The following is a 19787-nucleotide window of genomic DNA, read 5'->3' on the forward strand; positions in this document are numbered from 1 at the left end:
CATGGCCGTACGGCGGTTCCGGACCTAACCGCGACGCGGCCAGATGTGACTCGTCTCCGGCCCGACCGGCGCCGTCCGTTGATGCAGCTGACTCAGTTGAGGCGCGGGAGCCCACCGTCAGAATCGTTTGAGGGAGTTCGATGACGAAACGCCGGTTCGTCCTTCACGAAGTCGGGCCGCGCGACGGCCTCCAGGTCGAGAAGCGGACGGTTCCCACGGCGACGAAGCGTGCGTGGATCGAGAGGCTCCTCGACTCGGGCGTCGACGTCGTGCAGGCCGGATCGTTCGTCAACCCGGAGAGAGTCCCGCAGATGGCGGACACGGACGAGCTGTTCCGCCAGCTTGCCGCGCGGCCGGCGGGGAAGGGCGTGCTCTCGGGCCTCGTCCTGAACGAAAAGGGCCTCGACCGCGCGCTCCTCTGCGGCGTCCCGCTCGTCTGCCTCGGTGTTTCCGCGAGCGACACGCACAGCCGCAAGAACACCGGGATGGGAACGGAGGAGGCGACGCGCCGGATCGTCGCGACCGCGAAGAAGGCCGTCGAGGCGGGCCGCGCCGTGCAGGTGTCCGTCCAGTCCGCGTTCGGCTGCGGCTTCGAGGGTGCCGTGCCCGAAGAGAGAGTCCTTGCGATCGTGAAGGAATACCTCGCGGCTGGCTTCCGGCGCATCTCCCTCGCGGACACGGCCGGGCACGCGTACCCCGAGCAGGTCGAGAGGCTCTACGGGGCGATCGCCGCGCTGGCGCCCGACGCCGAGCCCGCCTGCCACTTCCACGACACGTACGGGCTCGGCATGGCGAACGTCTGGGCCGCGATGCGCTCGGGCGCCGTGTCGTTCGAGTCCTCGTTCGCCGGGCTCGGGGGCTGCCCGTTCACGAAGGTCGCGGCGGGGAACGTCGCGACCGAGGACCTCGTCGCCGGCTGGCAGCGGTCGGGCCTCCGTCCCGACGTGAACCTCGGCGCGCTGATCGAGGTCGCCCGTTCGGTCTCGGCGTTCTTCGATCGGGAGATGCCCGGGCGCGTCCACAGGACGGGGCCCGTGCCGACGGGTCCGAAGAACGCGGAGGTCCCGGCGTGACGAAGAGAGCGCTCGAGGGAGTCCGCGTCCTGGACCTGACGAACGTCCTGTCCGGCCCGTACGCGACGCTGCACCTTTCGCTCCTCGGCGCCGAGGTGATCAAGATCGAGAACCCGGCGGACGGCGACCTCGCGCGAAAGCTCGGCAACGTCCCGAAGCTCAACAAGGAGCTGATGGGGACGAGCTTCCTCGCGCAGAACGCGAACAAGAAGTCGATCACGCTGAACCTGAAGAAGAAGGAAGCGAAGGAGATCTTCCTCAAGCTCGTCGCGGGGGCCGACGCCGTCGTCGAGAACTTCCGCCCCGGCGTCATGACGCGTCTCGGCGTGGGCTGGGACGCGATGCGCGCCGTAAACCCGCGCCTCGTCTACTGCGCGATCTCGGGCTTCGGGCAGGACGGGCCCGACGCGGACAAGCCCGCGTACGACCAGATCATCCAGGGCCTCTCCGGCACCATGTCCGTGAACGGCGACGAGCGCCTCAACCCGCTCCGCTGCGGCTTCCCCGTCTGCGACACGGTCGGCGGGCTCACGGCGGCGTTCGCGATCATGACGGCCCTCTACCACCGCGAGCGAACGGGCGAGGGGCAGATGATCGACGTCGCGCTCCTCGACGCGGTCATGCCGCTCATGGGCTGGGTCGCGGCGAACCTCCTGATCGGCGGGCAGCAGCCGGTCCTCATGGGGAACGACAACTTCACCGCCGCGCCGAGCGGCGTGTTCCGGACGGGCGACGGGTTCATCAACATCGCGGCGAACAAGCAGGAGCAATGGGAGTCGGTCTGCGACGCTCTCGGCGTTTCTGAACTGAAGACGGACGAGAGGTTCGCCGAGCGCGACACGCGCAAGAAGAACCGCAGGGAGCTGACGCCACTCCTCGAGGCGAAGCTCGCGGGAAAGACGACGAAGGACTGGGTCGCGATCCTGAACGCGAGGGACGTCCCGTCGGGCGAGATCCTCGGGCTCGACGAGGCGCTCCACCAGCCGCAGGTCGTTCACCGAGGGACGCTGCAGACGGTCGACGCGCCCGGCATTGGGCCGATTCCGCTCTTCAACCTCCCGGCGCTCTTCGGCGCGACGCCGGCCGCCGTCGAGGCGCCGCCGCCGCGCCTCGGAGCGCACACGGCCGAGATCCTCGGCCGGCTCGGCTACTCCGACGACGCTCTCACAGAACTCAGGCGAAACGGCGTCATCTGACGCCTCTCGAACGGTGACAATGCAGGAGGGTTCGATGACGAAGACCGGGCTCGCGATTCTCGTGGTCCTTCTCGGCTCCGGAGTCGCACTCGCGGCAAAGCCCGACAGGGCGGGATGCACCGATCACGCGCTCTTCCCGACGCGGATGCCGAACTACCGCATCGGGTCGTGCGAGGTGAAGGAGTTCGACGCGTACACGTTCCGCGTCACCGGCGGGAAGAAGCAGAGGGTCGAGGGGAAGTTCACGTTCATCACGTATGTGGTCGACGACCGCAAGGACGACCAGTCCGGGCTCGCCGTCGTCCGCAACTACGAGAACGCGCTGAAGAAGATCGGGGGCACGGTGCAGGGAACCGACTCCCAGCGATGGGTCACCCTTTCGGCGGTCGTCGACGGAAAGGAAGTCTGGGCCGAGGCCGAGAAAGGGAACTCGGCGATCTGGCTTCGCATCGTCGAGAAGCAGTCCATGGAGCAGCACGTCGTCGCGGACGCGGCGTCCTTCGGGAACGACCTCAAGGCGGCGGGGCACGTCGCCGTCGAGGGAATCTACTTCGACACGGCCAAGTCGGTTCTCAAGCCGGAGTCGACTCCGGCCCTGAAGGAAGTCGCGAAGCTCCTGGCGGCCGATCCGGCGCTGAAGCTCTGGGTCGTCGGGCACACGGACGCGATCGGGGCGGTCGACGGCAACATGAAGCTCTCGCAGGCGCGGGCCGAGGCCGTCGTCGCGGCGCTGACGACCGTGCACGGAGTCGCGGCTGCGCGGCTGAAGGGCTACGGCGTCGGGCCGCTCGCCCCGATCGCCACGAACGACAACGAGGAGGGGCGCGCGAAGAACCGCCGCGTGGAGCTCGTCCGGCAGTAGGGCGCCGCGCAGGGCGCGCGAGCGGCGCGGCAAGCGCGCGCTACACTCAAGTGACCGAAGCGTGATGAGCGACGCAACCCAGGCGCCCGAGCGCCGCATCCGCATGCCCCACACCCTCGTGATCGTGGGGAGCCTCATCGTCTTCGTCCTCGTCCTGTCCTGGCTCGTGCCCTCGGGCACCTACCAGACGATGGAGAAGGCGGGCCGGCAGGTGACGATCCCCGGCACTTACCAGCGCGTCGCGAAGGTCGTCCTCGGCCCGCAGTGGCTCGTCATCGCGCCGATCCGCGGCTTCCTCGACGGCTCGCTCATCATCGCCTTCCTCATCCTGATCGGCGGCGCGTTCAACGTCATCCAGACGACGGGCATCGTCGAGCTCGGCATCCGCAGGATCACGGCGGCGCTCGCGTCGAGGCCGCGCCTCGAGAAGCTGATGGTCCCGGTGCTCATGACGATTTTCTCGCTCGCGGGATCCGTCTTCGGCATGTCCGAGGAGGTCATCCCGTTCATCCTCATCTGCGTCCCGCTCGCCCTCTCGCTCGGGTACGACTCGATCGTCGGCGTCTCGATTCCCTTCCTCGGCGCGGCGGCGGGGTTCGGCGCGGCCTTCTTCAACCCGTTCACGGTCGGCCTCGCGCAGGGGCTGGTCGGGCTGCCGCTCTACTCCGGTCTCGGCTACCGGGTGATCACGTGGTTCGTCTGCACGGGTGTGATCGTCGGGTGGGTGATGGTCTACGCCGCGCGCGTCAAGCGCCGGCCGGAGTCCAGCCCCGTGTACGCGCTGGACCAGGCTCGCGACCGGAGCGCGTTCGACGCGAGCGCGCCGCCCGAGCCCTGGACCTTCCGGCGGATCCTCGTGGTCGTCCTCTTCCTTGCGGGCATGGTCGCGCTCGTGTGGGGAATCCTGCAGGCGCAGTGGTTCATCGAGGAGATCGGCGCGCTGTTTCTTGCGATGGGCCTCCTGATGGGCGCCGTCGCGGGCCTCAAGCCCGACGAGATCGCGACGAGCTTCGTCGCGGGCGCGAAGGACATGGTCAACGTCACGCTGATCATCGCGTGCGGGCGTGCGCTCCTCATCATCGCGCGCGAGGCGAGGGTGCTCGACACGATCCTCTACGCCAGCTCGGGCGTCATCTCCATGCTGCCGACGGTCGTGGCCGCGCAGGTGATGTTCGTCGTCCAGGCGGTCATCAACTTCTTCATCCATTCCGGGACGGCGCAGGCCGCCCTCACGATGCCCATCATGGCGCCGCTCGCCGACCTCGTCGGGCTCACGCGCCAGACGACGGTGTACGCGTACCAGCTCTGCGAGCTCATCAACCCGATCCTGCCGACGTCCGCCGTCACGATGGGCGTCCTCGGGATGGCGAAGATCCCGTGGGAGACGTGGGCGCGCTGGTTCCTGCCGCTGATGCTGACGCTGTGCGCCCTCTCGTTTCTCCTGCTGGTTCCGCCGGTCCTGATGCATTGGGGGCCGTTCTAGATGGTGTCTTTCGCTCGGCTTCTCCTCGCCGCCGCCCTGTCCGCCGGGGAGCCCGGCGTCCTTCCCGAGAACCACCACAAGCTCGAGAAGACGGTCTCCTACGCGCAGATGGAGGCGTTCCTCGGCTCCGTCGACGGCAAGGGCCCGGTTCGCGTATCGGTGGAGGGCCGCACCGCGCAGGGACGCGCCGTGTATCTCGTTCACCTGTCGACCGCGCCGCCGGGCGCGGCGCCCGCATGGAAGGTCCTCTTCTACGCGCAGCAGCACGGCGACGAGATCTCCGGCAAGGACGCGCTTCTCTATCTCATCCGGGAGATCGCGCGGAAGCCGTCGCTCCTGCCGCCGGACGTGGACCTCTGGATCCTGCCGATGATGAATCCCGACGGCGCGGAGGCCGGGACGCGCCGCAACGCCGCCGGCGCGGACCTCAACCGCGACCACATCGCGCTCGAGCAACCGGAGACACAGGCCCTCCACCGCGTCGTCCGCCGCGTGCGGCCCCACGTTGCGGTGGACTCCCACGAGTTCGGCCGCGACCCGAAGGCGTGGCGGGCGAAGGGCTGGCGGAAGTGGCCCGACATCACGATGGACGGGCTGAACAACCCGCTCTTCGATCGCAGCATCGTCGCGGCGGCAAAACGCTGGGTCGACGAGGCGGCCGCCGCCGAAGCGGACGCGGGCCACCCCTTCCTGCGCTACTGGGTGGGCGAGCCGCCGCCGGACGGCGAGCAGCGCCACTCGGCGCCCGACGTCGACAGCGGCCTGAACGCCGTCGGAATGTACGGCGGCCTCTCCTTCATCATCGAGGCGGCCGCGTTCGAGAGCGGCGCGCCCGCCGGAGACCTCGGAAATCGCGTGGACGCGTACCTCGTCCTCTACCGCCGCTTCCTGTCGGGCGGCAGCCGCCGCGCGGAGGACCTCGCCGCGATCACGCGCGCGCGGACGAGGCCTCTTCCCGCGTTCCTTCCGACGAACTATCTCTGGGTGAACCCGGGCGCGAAGGTGACGGAGTTCCCCGTCGTCGAGGCGTCGACGGGCCGCGTCCTCAAGGTCCCGACCGCGAACCTGATGACGGAGATGGCGGTCAAGACGACGGTTCCGACGCCGCTGGGCTACGCGGTCGTCCCCGGGGCCGCCGAGGTGTTCAAGCCCGTGCTCGAGAGGCACGGGATTCCGTTCGAGACTCTCGCCGCGTCGCGCACGGTGAGCGCTGAGACCTCGACGCTGCTCCGCGTCGAGGACACGTTCGACGAGGTCTACAGCCGGTACGCGGGGCGCCAGATCGTCCGCCGCGGCGAGGCGCGGACGGCCGAACTCGGGGCGGGAAGTCTCTGGATCCCGCTCGAGGGCGAGGCCGCCGTGCGGGCCGCGCTCGTCCTCGAGCCGGCTGCGCTCTACGGCCTCTACGAATATCCGCAGTTCCGCGCTCTCGCCGGGAAGGACGGGACGCTCCCGGTCCTGCGCGTCGTCCGTCCCGAGGCCACGATCCCGTGACGCGCAGCTCGGCGGCGCTCGACGCCCTGCTCCTGGAAGAGGTTCCCTCGATCGACCGCGTCGACCTCGTCCTCGTGAGGCTGCCGTTCGTCAGCCCGTTCGCGATCTCGACGGCCGTCTGGACGACGAAGGACGCGCTGCTGCTCCGGCTCGAGTCCGGCGGCGTCACGGGATGGGGCGAGTGCGTCGCCGATCCCGACCCGTTCTACGCGGCCGAGACGACGACGACCGCGCGGCACATCCTCAAGGACTTCCTCCTGCCGCTCGTCGCGCCCGGAATCACGCTCGGCGAGCTCGAGCGACGGATGCGCCACGTGCGCGGGAACGCGATGGCGCGCGCCACGCTGGAGAATGCCGTCCTCGACCTCATTGCGAAGGCAAAGGGCGTCCCGCTCCACGCGCTGCTCGGTGCGCCGCGGAAGAAGATCATGTCCGGCATCAGCATCGGCCTTCAGGAATCGCCCGCCGCGCTCGTCGCGGCCGTTGCGGACGCGGTCGCGAAGAAGTACCACCGCGTCAAGATGAAGATCCAGAAAGGCAAGGACCTCGACTACGTGCGCGCGGTGCGAGAGAGGTTTCCGAGCCTTCCGCTCATGGTGGACGCGAACGGCGACTACCGGCTCGACGACGCGGCGCACCTCGCCGGGCTCGACGCGTTCGGCCTCACGATGATCGAGCAGCCGCTGTCGTACAGCGACATCTATCAGCATGCGCTGTTGCAGAAGTCCCTCAAGACTCCGCTCTGCCTCGACGAGTCGATCCACTCTCTCGACGACGCCGCGGCCGCGATCGCGCTCGGCGGCTGCCGGATCCTCAACCTCAAGCAGGGCCGGGTCGGCGGAATCCTCGAGTCGATGCGCATCCTCGAGCACGCGGCGGCGCGCGAGGTCCCGGTCTGGTCGGGAGGGATGGACGAGACGGGCATCGGGCGCGCGGTCAACATCCACCTGCAGACGCTGGACGGCTTCACGCTGCCGGGGGACACCTCCGAGACGAGCCGCTATTTCCACGAGGACCTCGTCGAGCCAGGCGTCGTCCTCGACGCCGAAGGGTTCATCGACGTGCCGGAAGGGCCGGGCTTCGGCGCGCGCGTCGTCGAGGAACGGCTCGCACATTTGAAGCTGTCGGAAGAGAGAATTCTTTGAAAGTAAGAGGAAGAGAAGATTCTTTGAAGGTGAAGAGAGGGATGAGCGCCGGACGCTGGCGACGTCCGTCCCTTGCGGCCGTCGCCGCGCTTTGCGGCTGCTTCGCCGTTTCGGCCGCGGCGCAGGCACCGCTGTCTTCACCTTCTAAGAGCTCTTCCTCTTCGTCCCCTTCCGCCGACTTCATCCGCGTCTCGACGGTCGAGCCGCTGCCGCCTCCGATCGCGGCGGCCGTTGCGGCGCTTCGCGCTCCGGCGCTCGCCGCGCACGTCGGGTTCCTCGCGTCGCCCGCACTCGAGGGCCGCGGCCTCGCGGCGCGCGGTCTCGACGCCGCCGCCGAATACGCTGCGGCCCACCTCGCGCTCGCCGGGATTCCGCCGCTTTCGGAGAAGACGTACTTCCAGCCGGTGCCGCTGCGCGAGATCACGGCCGGGACCGGCGCGATCGAGGTCGAGCGGCGGCGCGGGGACGACGTCGACCGCCGTGCCTTCCTGTCTGGCGTGGACGCGCTGATCCCGCAAATCCCGGCGCGGAGCTTCACGGGAACCGTCGTCTTCGCAGGCTACGGCATCCGCGAGACGGCGCCGGAACGCGACGACTACCGCGGCCTCGACGTGAAGGGAAAGATCGTCGTCCTCCTCGGCGGCGCGCCCGAAGGCGCCGCCTGGCGGACGCCGGCGCTCGTGGAGCGCTGGGCCGCGGAGAAGGCCGACGACCGGTACACGGCCAAGCGGGAGCTCGCGCAGCGACTCGGCGCGCTCGCGGTCCTCGCGGTCGAGGGCGACGACTGGGCCACGAAGATCCTGCCGAAGAACAAGCCCGACGAGAAGACGTTCTGGCGCCTCGCGGACGACGGGCTCGACGCCGACGGGATCCTCCTCGCCCGGGTCTCGCCGGCCGTGGGCGCGGCGCTGCTCGGCGGACCCGCCGCAGGGGCGCCGCGCGCGCTGCCGGGCGTGACGGTGACGCTCCGGACGAGCGGGAAAGAGCGGACGCTCGTCGCCCGGAACGTCGCCGGAGTCCTCGCGGGCTCGGACCCGAAGCTCGCGGGCGAGGCCATCGTCCTCGGCGCGCACCTCGACCACCTCGGCATCGTGGACGGCACGATTCATCCGGGCGCCGACGACAACGCCTCCGGCGTCGCCGCGCTCCTCGAGATCGCGCGGGCCTTCGCCGCCTCGCGCGAGCGGCCGAAGCGCACGCTCGTCTTCGTCTTCTGGACCGGAGAAGAGGAGGGGAAGTTCGGCTCGGCCCACTGGGTCCGCCACCCGCTCTGGCCGCTCGCGAAGACGGCGGTCTACATGAACCTCGACATGATCGGGCACCCGTGGACGCCCGACGAGATGCAGAAGCTCGTGGCCGACGCGGGGCTCGCGGACGGCGGGCGCTTTCTCGAGGGCCTGAAGCCCGCGGACTTCGCCGAGCCCGGAGTCGCCGACTTCGCGCCCGACCTCGGGCCCGTTCTCGCGCAGGCCGCGCGGGGGATCGGCGTGTCCCTGCACCTCGACCGGACGCCGGGAGTCCACGGCGGGAGCGACTACCGCGACTTCGCGCGCGCGCGCGTCCCGTTCCTGCGTTTCTTCGGGAACTTCTTCAAGGGCTACCACGAGCCCCTCGACACGCCCGCGGAGGTCGACGCGCGCGAGGTCGAGAAGACGGCGCGGCTCGCCCTCGCGACGGCCTGGCTGCTCGCGGACCGCTGAGGGCTAGGGACCGAGCTCCACCTCGCCGTACCAGCCCTTCGAGACGATCTTCGTCCCGTAGGGCGCGGAGAGCCGCTGGAGGAGCTCGATGATCTCCTTACCTCTCTTCGCGTTCGCCAGGCGCGGGACGCCGTACAGGGGCCCCTCGTCGTCGATCGTCACGGGCACGAGCTCGATTCGCCGCAGCTTCTCCTTGTTCATCGTGAGCCGGACCACGACGCTCTCCATGACCTGGCGGGGGTCCCGGCGGTCCTTGAACGAGACGTTCGTCGGGCGCTCGATCTCGGAGTCCCGCTGGTGGACGATGTCGGCGGGGATCCTCTTCGGGGTCCTGTACTGGTAGATGAAATCCCCGAGGCTGTAGAAGATGGGCTTGCCCTTGTAGATCTCGATGCCCCGGAGGACGTGGGGGCCGGTTCCGAGGACGAGATCCGCTCCGGCGTCGACGGCCCGGCGGAACGTGATTTCCTCGTTCTTCGGCGTCGTGTCCTGGATGCCGAAAGCCCGGGAGTGGCTGACGTCGTGAACGTGCAGCGAGACCAGGACGACGTCGTTGTGCCTCTTCGCGAGGACGACGTCGTCCTCCATCGCCTTCACGTCGTCCTCGATCGGGCCCTCGACCGCCTCGACCTTCCCGTCCTCTTTCGCCACGAGAATCACGGCCGGGTTGATCGTGGCAAGGCAGGGCCCCGCGGGGTCGGCGCAGCGGTAGCGGTCGGTCCAGTAACGCATGTACGAGAGGAGCGCGAGACGCGTCTTCTGGCCCTGGATCTTCTTCCGCGCGGGCGCGCGCGCCTCGGCGAGCGTGCGCCCGGCGCCGGCGAACGTGATCCCCGACTGCTCGAGGGCCTTCATGGAGTCCAGGAGACCCGGCGTGCCGAAATCGAGCGCGTGATTGTTGGCAAGGCTCACGAGGTTGATCCCCGTCGCGGCCACTTCCCAGGCGAACTCCCGGCCCACGCGGAAGTTGTAGAACGGCTTCTGCAGCTCGGGGTGCTCGTTGATCGAGAACTCGAGGTTTCCGTACGCGACGTCCGCCTCGTGCAGGAGCCGGAGGAGGTTCCGGTGATCGGGCTCGGGCAGGCCGCTGATCTTCTCGTTGAAGATCATGTCGCCGACGGCCGTCACGATGACGTCGCCCGGCTCTTCCCGGAGGAGCCGGGTGACCCGGTCGTCCCACGGGGCGGCCTCGGGCGCCTGTGCGAAGGCCGCTGCCGATCCGGCGAGGAGAACCGCGAGGAGCGCGGCTCTCACTTGCGCACGCTCCGCGAGTTCAGGTCGAAGACTTCTCCCGGCAGGAGGACGTGGACCTTCAGCCCGTGGACGCCGAGCAGGTCTTTCCCGGCCGCGTCCGGCTGACGGGCGACGACCGCGCCCGCGGCGTCGAAGACCATCACGGAGCTCTTGCCCATCACCTGGAACGTGCGGTCCGGACGCACCCAGATCGCCGACGTCTCGTCCACGCCGACGCCGAGGAGCTCGGGGTGCTCGAGGATCACGGAGAAGAGGCGGTTCTCTCGCTGGCGCTTGACGAAGTGCTGGTCGACGACGACGCCGGGGAAAAAGCCGAGCCCCTCGAGGATCTCGACGCTCTTCGCCCGGATACCGGTGAAGTCGCCTTCGCCCGTGATCATGAGCTTGCTCTGGCAGGCGGTCCCGGCCGAGGTGCCGCCGACGACGGCCCCGCCCACGTAGGCGTCCGCGATCGCCTTGCCGACCGGCGTGTCGAGGAGCGCCTTCGTGATGCGGACCTGGTCGCCGCCTCCGAAGAAGATGCCGCGCGCCTTGCCGGCGAGCTCGGCATAGTCGGTGCGCACGGCGTCCTCGCGCGTCTTGATCCGGAGCGAAACCATCTTCGTGCAGCCGTACTTCTCCCTGAACAGCTTCTCGTAGTAGTCGGCCGCGTCCTCCTCCGACGAGGCCGTCGGGATCGCGACGATCGGCGCGTCCGGCCCGCCGGCGAGCTCGACGAACTTCTTCATCGCGTCGTCCGGCTTTTCGCCGCCGCCGATCAGCACGAGGTTTCCGGTTCGCGCCGGGGGAGGAGCCGCCGCGGGGGCGGGGGCCTGGGCGCAGGCCAGCGAGGCGCAGAGGGACGCGAGGAGAATCGTCAGCGGGAGACGTGCCTTCACGAGACCTCCGAAACAAAACGGGGGCGGCTTTCGGCCGCCCCCGCGATCCGATCGGCTGGAAGAACTAGAAGGTGAACCGCGCGCCGGCCCGGACCTGCCGCGGCTGCTCGATCGTGTAGGGGTCTCCGTAGTTGCTCGCCTTCGTCCAGGTCTGCCTCGACGACCGTGCGTCGTACGTGCCCCAGCGGTTGTAGTTGTCGAGGACCGTGCCCTTGTTCAGGACGTTGAAACACTCGAGCGAGAGCTCCAGCCTGCCGACGCCGGAAAAATTCATGCCCCAGGCGAGGCGCAGGTCGAGAAGATTCCGGTCGTCGAACTGCTCGGAGCCGCGCGAGACGAGCGTGATGTCGCGCCCGACGCTGGAGTTGTAGTTCAGGCCGCGGCTGACGCGCACGTACGGCGTCCAGTACTGGCCGGAGAGGTAGGTGTACTGGCCGCTCGCGACGAACCCGAGCGGCAGGTCCACGGCGCCGGAGAGCTTGAACTCCCATTCGCTGTAGGACAGGGCGATCCGGCCGTCGTAATTCGTGAAACCGTTCTTGTCGCGGTACTCGTTCGCGTAGCCGCTGTTGCTCGCGATGTTCCCGTTCAGGTCCGTCCAGACGATCGAGGAGCGCAGCGACCAGCAGTTTGCATAGCGCTTCTCGAACCGGAGGACGAGCGAATCGTAGTCGCGGTAGCTTCCGTTGTCCGTGGTCAGGACGAACTGCGTCGGGGAGTTCAGGATGTAGATCGGGAGGTCGCCGCCCGTCAGCGGGTTGTTCTTGGCAATGACCGTCGTGTAGTCGTTCGTCGTGTCGACCATGGCCATCATGCTGCGGAACCGGCGGTCGATGAAGTCGAACCCGAGCACGACGTCCTTGCTCATCTGGTGCTCGAGCGTGAAGATCGCCTCGTCGACGTACGGGTGGTTGATCGTGCCCATGGTCGCCGAGATGGACGTCTTCGGGTCGCAGTCCGTGTACCCGTTCGTGCTCGAATCCCAGTAGCAGTCCTGGTCGGGAATCGCCACGTTGCCCGAGACCTCGCGATCGTACATGTACGTGAACATGCCGGAGTGGTACCGGCCCCAGTGCGCCTTGACCGCCGTGCGGGCGTTGCCGAAGACGTCCCAGACGATGCCGATGCGCGGGTCCCAGTTGTCCACCTTGTAGACGGAGGTGTTTCCGTAGCCGGACTGGAACCCTGCGTCGTAGTGGGTGTACCGGATTCCGGCGTTGATCGTGACGCGGTCGAGCCGCATCGAGTCCTGCGCGTAGAAGACGATGCCGGTCTGCTGGCCGTGGAGGTTGTACTCGCCCCAGCCGCGCTCGACGTAGTAGGGACCGCACGCCGGGTTCTTGAAGTACTCGCTGAGCCCTCCGGCGCAATCCCCCGAATAGTCGTAGTACGTGAAGCCGCCGTTGCGCAGCCACTCGTCCGACGCGGTCGCCGTCTCGTAGCTGCCGCCGAACTTGAAGGCGTGCGAGTCTTTCTTGCCGAAGAGGCCGTCTTTGTAGAGGCTCCAGGAACCGTCGAGCATCACGTTGTGGCGATGGTCGAACTGGTGGATGTCCTGGTTGACCCAGGCGTAGCCCGAGTCCTCGTCGATGCGGCCCGGCTTGCTCGTCCCGCCGTAAGGAAGGTAGTCGTCCCGGCCGTCGTAACCCGTGAGCTTGAGGGCCAGGAAGTTGCTGGAGTTGGCGAGGTACTCGGAATTCAGGGCGAACGTCGCGTTCGGGCCGTCCTGCTTGCTGGACGCCTCGGGCAGCGTGTACGCGCTGACGCCCCGCCGCTCCTGGGTCACGGCATCGTATTCGCCCATGGCCGACAGGCGGAGTTTCTCGGTCGGCTGATACGTCAGCTTCCCGAGGAAGCGGGGGATCGTGCGATCCGTGTTGTCGAGCGCACCCACGGGCGTCGTGACCTGCTGCCAGTACTCACCGGAAGCGAAGAACCAGAGCTTGTCCTTCGCGATCGGCCCGCCGATGCTGACGGCCAGGTCCTGGAACTTGAACGTGCCCCCGTTGTCGAAGCCTTCCGGAGCGTTGTTCGAGGTCCACGCTTCGGGCTGGTAGTAGAACTCGACCCCGCCGTGGAACGTGTTGCCACCCGACTTCGTGACGCCGTTGATGATGCCGCCCGTGTAGGCGCCGTACTCGGCGTTCGCGCCGAGCCCGCTCACCTGGATCTCGTCCATCCACTGGATGCTCGGCAGCAGCCAGTAGCCGCCGCCGCCGGAGTCGGCGACGTTCACGCCGTCGATCGTGTAGGCGTTCTGGCGGGACTGCGTGCCGCCGTACGCGAGGATGGCGCTTCCGTTGCCCGTCACGTCCGCGTTCACTCCGGGCGCGGTCTTGATGATGCTGTAGTAGTTGCGCGGCAGGGGCTGCTTCTCGATGAAGTCCTGGCCGAAGTTGTTGGAGACCGCGTTGGACACGACGCTGACGATCGGCGCCTCGGCGGTGACCGTGACCTCCGTCTTGACCGAGTCGAGCCTGAGCTTCAGGTCGACGGCGAGCGCCTGGCCCAGCCCGACGCGGACGCCAGCCTGCTGGGTCTTTTTGAAGCCCGTCAGCGTCGCCTCGAGAAGATAGGTTCCCGGCGGCAGCGAGGGGAAGCGGTAGACGCCGCTGGAGTCGGTCGTCGTCGTCGCCTTCCCGCGCACGAGCGCGTCCGAAGACACCGACACCATGACGCCGGGAACGGCGAGACCCTGGTCATCCCGGACGACGCCCTGCAGGCTGCCGGTGAGGGAGCCCTGGGCGAGGGCCGGTCCCCCGAAGCCGAGCAGCAGGACCAGGAGCAGTCCGGCCGCGATGGAGATCTTCCGTGTCATCACGCTTCCTCCTTCTCGGAGATGAAAAGATACGGATCGCCAGACCCGCGAATCGAGTTCTGTGGACAATCTGCCAGGGCGGGCGGTTTTGCAAGCTTCCGCGTGGCTCATTCTTGGAGCCGTGCTCCGGGCCTCGCCATGATGCAGGCGGCTCACGGGGGGGCGCAGGGCCGAACGCGGAACCGGCAGGCTCCGGCGTCCGTTGCTGGGACATGGGGAACGGGATCGGACCGAGGCTTTACTGCGCGTGGACGATCCTCGCGGTCGGCGGCTCGATCGCGCTGGCCGGGCTCACCGCCGAGAGCGTGACGCGCCTTCTCGTGCTCGGGTTCCTCGGCGTCCAGCTCGCCTTTCGCGAGCACCTCGTGGCGGCGCTGCCGGCTCTCGCGCCGGGAGCCCGGTTCGTCGCGCTGGGCACGCTCCTCGCCGCCGTGGTCGAGGGCTTCCACATGATCTCGACGCCCGTGTTCCTCTCGCTGCGCGTCGGCCCGGGGACTTCTTTCGCGCAAGGATCGAGGTTCTATGCGCTGGACCTCCTCTTCACAGTGCCGGCCTACCTCGTGATCTTCACGGTGATCTGGCTCTTCGTCTCCCGGTACCGGTACGGGACGTGGACGTACGTCGTCGTGATGGGGTTCGCGCAGGCGATCGGCGACGGCGGCCTCTTCTTCTTCGCCAACGCGCCTGCGATGCTCGTCTTCCTCCCGTACCCGATGACGAATTACCACGCCGTCAACGTGCTCCCGTTCCTCGCGGTCCGCGACGGGCTGGAGCCGGGGCGGCCCGCGGGCGCCCGGGCGTGGCTCGTCGTCCCGGCCGTCGTCGGGACCTACCTCGTCTGCGGAGCCCTGATCAGGATCGCGGGCCGGGCGTGCGGGCTGGAGCCGCGATGAGCGGCGTCGCGCGGACGATCAACCGATGGGGCGCCGACCCGACGAAGTAGAACGGGTAGCACGTCACGAGCGTGACCGCGGGGCCGTCGGTTTCGTCGAGCACGGACACGTCGTCCGGGTCGACGATCTTCGTCCATGCCACGGCGTACCGCGTCGTCTCTCGCGGCGTCTCGAGGACGATCTCGTCGCCGACGGCGACGTCCTTGAGAGCGCGGAAGAAGCCATCGCGGTGCGCCGAAAGGGCGACGTTGCCGGGCTCGCCGGGGCGCGCCGTGCCCTCGATCCAGCCGGCGCCGCGGTTGAGCGTCAGGTCGTCCGTGCCCTCGAGGACCGGGACGTCGATCTTCAGGCGCGGCATCCGCAGGAGGGCGAGCGGCGCGCGGCGGTCGGCCTCGAGGCTTTCCTTCCATTCCTTGACGCGCTTGTCCGACCAGAGCGAAACGTCCACCGGCCCCTCCGCGAGCCGGGGAAGGGGCGCGGCGTCCGAGGCGGGAACGGGGCTCGCGGGTGTCGCGGTTGGAGCGAGGGCCCGCTCGGCGGTGCGCTGCTCCTCGAACCGCGCCCGGTCCCGCCGCGACCCGAGGATCGTGTGCAGCCGAGCCGCGGCCCAGATGCCGAGGAGAACGACGCCTACGGCGATGAGGACGGTCCCGAGGCGCTTCACAGCCACAGGAATGCCATCGCAACGATCGCGTAGACGACGAGGAGCTGGGCGCCCTCGAGCCAGTTCGACTCGCCGTCCGCCGCGATCTGGCCCGCGATGAGGACGGAGACGCCGAGGACCGCGACTTCGAACGGGTTGAAGAAGAGCGTCATCTCTTTCCCGAAGAGAAGCGAGACGAAGACGAGGAGCGGCGCGACGAAGAGGGCGATCTGCTGACTCGAGCCGAGCGAGATCGCGAGAGACAGCTCCATCCGGTTCTTCGCAGCGGCCGAGACCGAGACGAGGTGCTCGGCGACGTTGCCGACGAGCGGGATGAGGACGATGCCGAGGAAGACCTCCGAGACGCCCGTGCGCCGCACGACGGGCTCGATGGCGCCGACGAGGAGCTCCGAGAGGACGACCGTCGCGAGGGTCGCACCGACGAGGACGCCCACCGCCTTTCCGAGGCTCCACGCGCCCTCGGGAGCGGACGCTTCGTCGTAGGTCACGCCGACCTCGGGCGCGATCCCGCGCGACGGCGTCGTGAGCGAGAAGACGAGCGAGAGCACGTAAACGAGCATCAGGACGCCCGCGACGCCGAGGGAGAGCCTGTCGAGGAGCGGGTCCGGCGACTCGGAGAGGAGCGGCAGGTGGCGCTGCACCTTGTGGACGACCTCGAAGAGCGTCGGGATCAGGAGCCCGATCACCGAGAGCAGCATCATCGTGGAGGCCGTGCCCGCCGCGCGCGGGTCGAAGCGCTGGAGCCCGTTCTTGAGCCCGCCGACGAGGAGCGACAGGCCGAGGATGAGGAGGAGGTTCCCGAGGATCGAGCCGACGATCGAGGCCTTGACGAGCTCGACCTTCCCGGCCCTGAGCGCGACGACCGTGATGATGAGCTCGGCGGCGTTCCCGAGCGTCGCGTTCAGAAGGCCGCCCACGCGCTCGCCCGTGCGGTGCGCGAGCTGCTCCGTCGCCTCGCCCATGGCGCCCGCGAGCGGGAGGAGGCCGAGGCACGCGAACACGAAAACGAGCGCGGGCGAGTGAAACAGCCACTCGGCGGCGAGCGCGAGCGGGACGAACGCGAGGAAAAGGCGGAGGATCTTCACGCCGCCGGATTCTACGGGTGACGGATGGACAGGACGCCCCGGGACGGCTAAAACGGAGGCGGGAGACGCCCATGCCGCTCGTCGATCTCGATACGATTCCCCAGGTGCCCCTCGACTTCGTGAACGCGGACCATCGCGAGGAAGGGCGACTCCTGAACGCCGTGGCCGACTCGGTGGGCGCGCTCGAGGCGGGGTTGGGCGACGCGGCCGCGGCGCTCGCGAGCCTCGCGGCGCTGCGCGATCACACGGCCGCCCACTTCGGCCGCGAGGACGACGCGATGCGGCGCACCGGCTTTCCGGCGTTCCCGGTCCACCATGCCGAGCACGTGCGGGTCCTCACCGAGCTGGACGACGAGATCCGCCGCTTCCGGGAGACGGGCGACGCCGCGCGCCTCAGGGCATGGGTCCTCGGCGACGTCCCGCAGTGGTTCGTGAACCACATCCAGACGATGGACCTCGTCACGGCCCGCTTCATCGCCGGCCGCGGCTGACCCGCGAAAAGGGGCCGCCCGATGAAGGGCGACCCGTCGCGACCCCGAGAGGCGGCCGCCCCTCCTGAGGGTTAGAATCAGTCGCACAAGAGGCGCAAGATGTCACTGTTCGTCAAGTTCAACTTGATCCTGGTTCTCGTTTTCGCCGTGGCGCTCGTGCCGGCGGCCTACCTCTCGAACCAGCTGCTCCAGACGAACGCCCGCACGCAGATCGTCCAGAACGCGCGGATCATGATGCAGACCGCGCTCGCGACGCGCGGCTACACGAACAAGCAGATCAAGCCGCTCCTCGCGCCGCGCCTCGCGGAGGAGTTCCTCCCGCAGTCCGTCCCGGCGTACTCGGCGACGGAGATCTTCAACAACCTCCGGGAGAGCAACCCCGAGTACACCTACAAGGAAGCGACCCTGAACCCGACGAACCCCCGCGACCGGACGGTCGACTGGGAGGCGGACGTCGTGAACGCGTTCCGCGCGGACCCGAAGCTCACGGAGGTCATCGGCGAACGCGAAGGGCCGCTCGGCCGGTCGCTGCACCTCGCGCGCCCGATCAAGATCACGGACGCCGGCTGTCTCAGCTGCCACACGACGCCCGAGCTCGCGCCCGCCTCGGTCGTGAGGGCGTACGGGACGAGCAACGGCTACGGCTGGAAGCTGAACGAGACGGTGGGTGCGCAGATCGTCACCGTCCCCATGTCCGTGCCCTTCGCGATGGCGACGAAGGCGTTCCACACGCTCCTCGCGACGCTCGTGGGAGTCTTCGTCTTCATTCTCGTGTTCCTGAACATTCTCCTGTGGTTCGTCGTCATCCGGCCGATCCGGACTCTCTCCTCGATGGCGGACCGCATCTCGACCGGAAATCTCGACGTGCCCGAGGTCCGCGTGCGCGGCACCGACGAGGTGGCCGTGCTCGCCGGCTCCTTCAACCGGATGAGGATCAGCCTCTCGAAGGCGCTCAAGATGCTCGAGGACGAATGACGGACGGCCACCTCGCGCCGGGAACGCGTTTCGGGGACTACGAGATCCTCGCCGAACTCGGAGCGGGCGGGATGGGACGCGTCTACCGCGCGAAGGACCTCACGCTCGAGCGCTCGGTCGCGCTCAAGACGCTCGCGCCCCAGTTCGGATCCGACACCGGTTTCGTCCAGCGGTTCCTGAAGGAAGCCCGCGCGGCGGCGCGCCTGAACCACCCGAACATCGTCCAGATCTACGACTTCGGTCAGGTCGGCGAGACGTACTACCTCGCGATGGAGTACGTGGACGGCCATTCGCTCGGCGCGTACCTCCGCCGCGGGCACTTCAGCGAGCGCGACGCGATCCTCGTGATCCGCCACGCCTGCCGCGCGCTCGCCGTCGCGCACGCCGAGGGGCTCGTCCACCGCGACATCAAGCCCGACAACCTCATGCTCACGAGCAAGGGCGAGGTCAAGCTCGTGGACCTCGGGATCGCCAAGCGCGTGGACGAGGACCAGTCCTTGACGCAGACGGGCCAGGCCGTCGGCACGCCGCACTACATCTCGCCGGAGCAGATCCGCGGCACGCGCGACGTGGACGCCCGCGCGGACATCTACTCCCTCGGCGCGACGCTCTACCACCTCGTGACGGGACACACGCCATTCCGCGGGACGTCCGGAGCGCTCGTGATGTCCATGCACCTCGCCCAGCCCCTCGCCGACCCGCGCACGTACGTGGCGGGCCTCTCGGAGGGGCTGTGCCGCGTGATCCGGAAGATGATGGCGAAGGACCGCGGCGAGCGCTACGCCGACGTCGACACGCTCGACCGCGACCTCTACCGTCTGCAGACGGGAGAGGTGCCCGAGGGGGCCGAGCCCGGAGACACGGCGGTCGAGACGATCATCCGCGACGACGTGCGGGCGGCGCCCGGGCGGCCCCGCTCCGGCCCGTCGCCGGCGCATACGCCGACGCACACTCCGGCGCCGCATCCGGCGTTCGACTCCGGCGTCCTGAACCGCGTCGAGGAACTCCTCGCCGCGGACGTCGGCCCGATGGCGCGCGTCCTCGTGCGGCGCGCGGCGAAGACCGCGCCGTCGCTCGAGGCGCTCTGCGGGGAACTGGCCGAGCAGGTCGAGGCCGGATCCGCGCGCGAGGCGTTCCGGTCGAAGTGCCTCCTCGCCGGCCGCGCCGCGACTCCGCCGCCCGCGCCCGCGCCGCCCCGGACGCCTCCGCCCCCGCAAGGCTCCACGGTGCCGCGCACGACGCCGCCGCCGCTCGAGAAGAGGGCGACGCCGGCGCCCTCGCACTCGACGCCCGGCGCCGCGTCCGGCGTGCCGGGAAACACGCTGTACATGACGGACGAGGGCCTGCACGCCCTCGAGGCCGAGCTCGCGAAGCACGTCGGCCCGCTGGCTCGCGTCCTCGTGAAGAAGGCCGTGAAGGGATCGGGCAACATGTCGCACGTGATCACGAAGCTCGAGCTCGAGATCGACTCGGACGACGCCCGCCGCGCCTTCCGCGCGGCGGTCAAGAAGCTGCGCTGACCGCCGGGGCTACTCCATGACCTCGATTCGGGGGTCGACGCTGAGGATCGTGTTTGCCCCGCCTCGAACATGACTCGAGCTCGAAACCGTGCTTGGCGGAACCCCATCCCCGCCCTTGCCCTACTTAGGGGACTTCTTGGGACTTGAAGGCCTTCCGTTCGTCCACGAATCGGTGGCAAACGGCGATCCTTGGGAAACTGGAGCTGGCCATCGCAGGAGACCCACTCCACGTAGTCCTGACTTCTCGCTGATCTAG

At 68.9% G+C, this 19787-nt stretch carries 16 protein-coding genes; 11 read left to right on the top strand and 5 right to left on the bottom strand.

All coding sequences use genetic code 11. The features are described from left to right. The first annotated feature begins 140 nt into the window (after positions 1-140). The 7 genes from IPL89_02060 (at position 141) to IPL89_02090 (ending at position 8953) form a co-directional block, all read left to right on the top strand. Positions 141-1073: a hydroxymethylglutaryl-CoA lyase gene (locus IPL89_02060; GenBank protein MBK9061975.1), complete on the top strand. Its 933-nt coding sequence runs from the start codon at positions 141-143 to the stop codon at positions 1071-1073. Then, positions 1070-2269 (top strand): CoA transferase, encoded by a 1200-nt coding sequence (locus IPL89_02065; protein ID MBK9061976.1) that lies wholly within the window; start codon positions 1070-1072, stop codon positions 2267-2269. The genes IPL89_02060 and IPL89_02065 overlap by 4 nt, the downstream gene beginning before the upstream one ends. Positions 2270-2303: 34 nt before the next feature. After that, positions 2304-3131, top strand: coding sequence for an OmpA family protein (locus tag IPL89_02070; GenBank protein ID MBK9061977.1), 828 nt, complete (start codon positions 2304-2306; stop codon positions 3129-3131). 64 nt (positions 3132-3195) lie between these two features. Further along, positions 3196-4614, top strand: a complete 1419-nt coding sequence (gene yfcC / locus IPL89_02075; GenBank protein ID MBK9061978.1) for a putative basic amino acid antiporter YfcC — start codon at positions 3196-3198, stop codon at positions 4612-4614. Further along, positions 4615-6108 (top strand): succinylglutamate desuccinylase/aspartoacylase family protein, encoded by a 1494-nt coding sequence (locus IPL89_02080; protein MBK9061979.1) that lies wholly within the window; start codon positions 4615-4617, stop codon positions 6106-6108. A gap of 50 nt (positions 6109-6158) precedes the next feature. Further along, entirely contained in the window at positions 6159-7253 is a 1095-nt protein-coding gene (gene menC / locus IPL89_02085; protein MBK9061980.1) for an o-succinylbenzoate synthase, read from the top strand. Positions 7254-7294: 41 nt separating this feature from the next. Next, on the top strand, positions 7295-8953 hold the full coding sequence (locus tag IPL89_02090; GenBank protein MBK9061981.1) for a M20/M25/M40 family metallo-hydrolase: 1659 nt from the start codon (positions 7295-7297) through the stop codon (positions 8951-8953). Between the two features lie 3 nt (positions 8954-8956). On the opposite strand, the gene IPL89_02095 is transcribed toward IPL89_02090, so the two are convergent. From IPL89_02095 to IPL89_02105, 3 genes are all read right to left on the bottom strand, one after another. After that, positions 8957-10207: a CapA family protein gene (locus tag IPL89_02095; GenBank protein ID MBK9061982.1), complete on the bottom strand. Its 1251-nt coding sequence runs from the start codon at positions 10205-10207 to the stop codon at positions 8957-8959. After that, positions 10204-11085, bottom strand: a complete 882-nt coding sequence (locus tag IPL89_02100; GenBank protein ID MBK9061983.1) for a cyanophycinase — start codon at positions 11083-11085, stop codon at positions 10204-10206. The genes IPL89_02095 and IPL89_02100 overlap by 4 nt, the downstream gene beginning before the upstream one ends. Positions 11086-11149: 64 nt before the next feature. Next, complete coding sequence (locus tag IPL89_02105; protein MBK9061984.1) at positions 11150-13903, bottom strand: TonB-dependent receptor; 2754 nt, start codon at positions 13901-13903, stop codon at positions 11150-11152. A gap of 212 nt (positions 13904-14115) precedes the next feature. Here IPL89_02105 and IPL89_02110 point away from each other — a divergent pair, with 212 nt between their 5' ends. Then, a complete protein-coding gene (locus IPL89_02110) occupies positions 14116-14796 on the top strand; it encodes a hypothetical protein (GenBank protein ID MBK9061985.1) in 681 nt (226 codons plus the stop codon). Here the strand turns inward: IPL89_02110 and IPL89_02115 are convergent. After that, on the bottom strand, positions 14756-15466 hold the full coding sequence (locus IPL89_02115; GenBank protein MBK9061986.1) for a class D sortase: 711 nt from the start codon (positions 15464-15466) through the stop codon (positions 14756-14758). The two genes, IPL89_02110 and IPL89_02115, sit on opposite strands and share 41 nt — an antisense overlap. Beyond that, positions 15457-16545, bottom strand: coding sequence for a calcium/proton exchanger (cax, locus tag IPL89_02120; protein ID MBK9061987.1), 1089 nt, complete (start codon positions 16543-16545; stop codon positions 15457-15459). The genes IPL89_02115 and cax overlap by 10 nt, the downstream gene beginning before the upstream one ends. Before the next feature lie 71 nt (positions 16546-16616). Here cax and IPL89_02125 point away from each other — a divergent pair, with 71 nt between their 5' ends. The 3 genes from IPL89_02125 to IPL89_02135 all read left to right on the top strand — a co-directional run bounded on the left by IPL89_02125 (position 16617) and on the right by IPL89_02135 (position 19531). Next, the gene (locus tag IPL89_02125; protein MBK9061988.1) at positions 16617-17036 is read left to right on the top strand and encodes a hemerythrin family protein; all 420 of its coding nucleotides are present in this window, start codon (positions 16617-16619) and stop codon (positions 17034-17036) included. A gap of 99 nt (positions 17037-17135) precedes the next feature. Continuing rightward, positions 17136-18011, top strand: a complete 876-nt coding sequence (locus IPL89_02130; GenBank protein MBK9061989.1) for a DUF3365 domain-containing protein — start codon at positions 17136-17138, stop codon at positions 18009-18011. After that, positions 18008-19531, top strand: coding sequence for a serine/threonine protein kinase (locus IPL89_02135; protein ID MBK9061990.1), 1524 nt, complete (start codon positions 18008-18010; stop codon positions 19529-19531). The genes IPL89_02130 and IPL89_02135 overlap by 4 nt, the downstream gene beginning before the upstream one ends. Positions 19532-19787 lie beyond the last annotated feature (256 nt).

It is taken from the genome of Acidobacteriota bacterium, from assembly GCA_016716715.1.
GTDB lineage: Bacteria > Acidobacteriota > Thermoanaerobaculia > UBA5066 > UBA5066 > Fen-183.

What these genes read in the sequence shown, in the direction of transcription:
- IPL89_02130 (MBK9061989.1), top strand. Translation starts at nt 17,136, where the DNA reads ATGTCACTGTTCGTCAAGTTCAACTTGATCCTGGTTCTCGTTTTCGCC.
- IPL89_02105 (MBK9061984.1), bottom strand. Translation starts at nt 13,903, where the DNA reads ATGACACGGAAGATCTCCATCGCGGCCGGACTGCTCCTGGTCCTGCTG.
- IPL89_02080 (MBK9061979.1), top strand. Translation starts at nt 4,615, where the DNA reads ATGGTGTCTTTCGCTCGGCTTCTCCTCGCCGCCGCCCTGTCCGCCGGG.
- IPL89_02070 (MBK9061977.1), top strand. Translation starts at nt 2,304, where the DNA reads ATGACGAAGACCGGGCTCGCGATTCTCGTGGTCCTTCTCGGCTCCGGA.
- IPL89_02110 (MBK9061985.1), top strand. Translation starts at nt 14,116, where the DNA reads ATGGGGAACGGGATCGGACCGAGGCTTTACTGCGCGTGGACGATCCTC.
- IPL89_02125 (MBK9061988.1), top strand. Translation starts at nt 16,617, where the DNA reads ATGCCGCTCGTCGATCTCGATACGATTCCCCAGGTGCCCCTCGACTTC.
- yfcC (MBK9061978.1), top strand. Translation starts at nt 3,196, where the DNA reads ATGAGCGACGCAACCCAGGCGCCCGAGCGCCGCATCCGCATGCCCCAC.
- IPL89_02135 (MBK9061990.1), top strand. Translation starts at nt 18,008, where the DNA reads ATGACGGACGGCCACCTCGCGCCGGGAACGCGTTTCGGGGACTACGAG.
- IPL89_02090 (MBK9061981.1), top strand. Translation starts at nt 7,295, where the DNA reads ATGAGCGCCGGACGCTGGCGACGTCCGTCCCTTGCGGCCGTCGCCGCG.
- IPL89_02060 (MBK9061975.1), top strand. Translation starts at nt 141, where the DNA reads ATGACGAAACGCCGGTTCGTCCTTCACGAAGTCGGGCCGCGCGACGGC.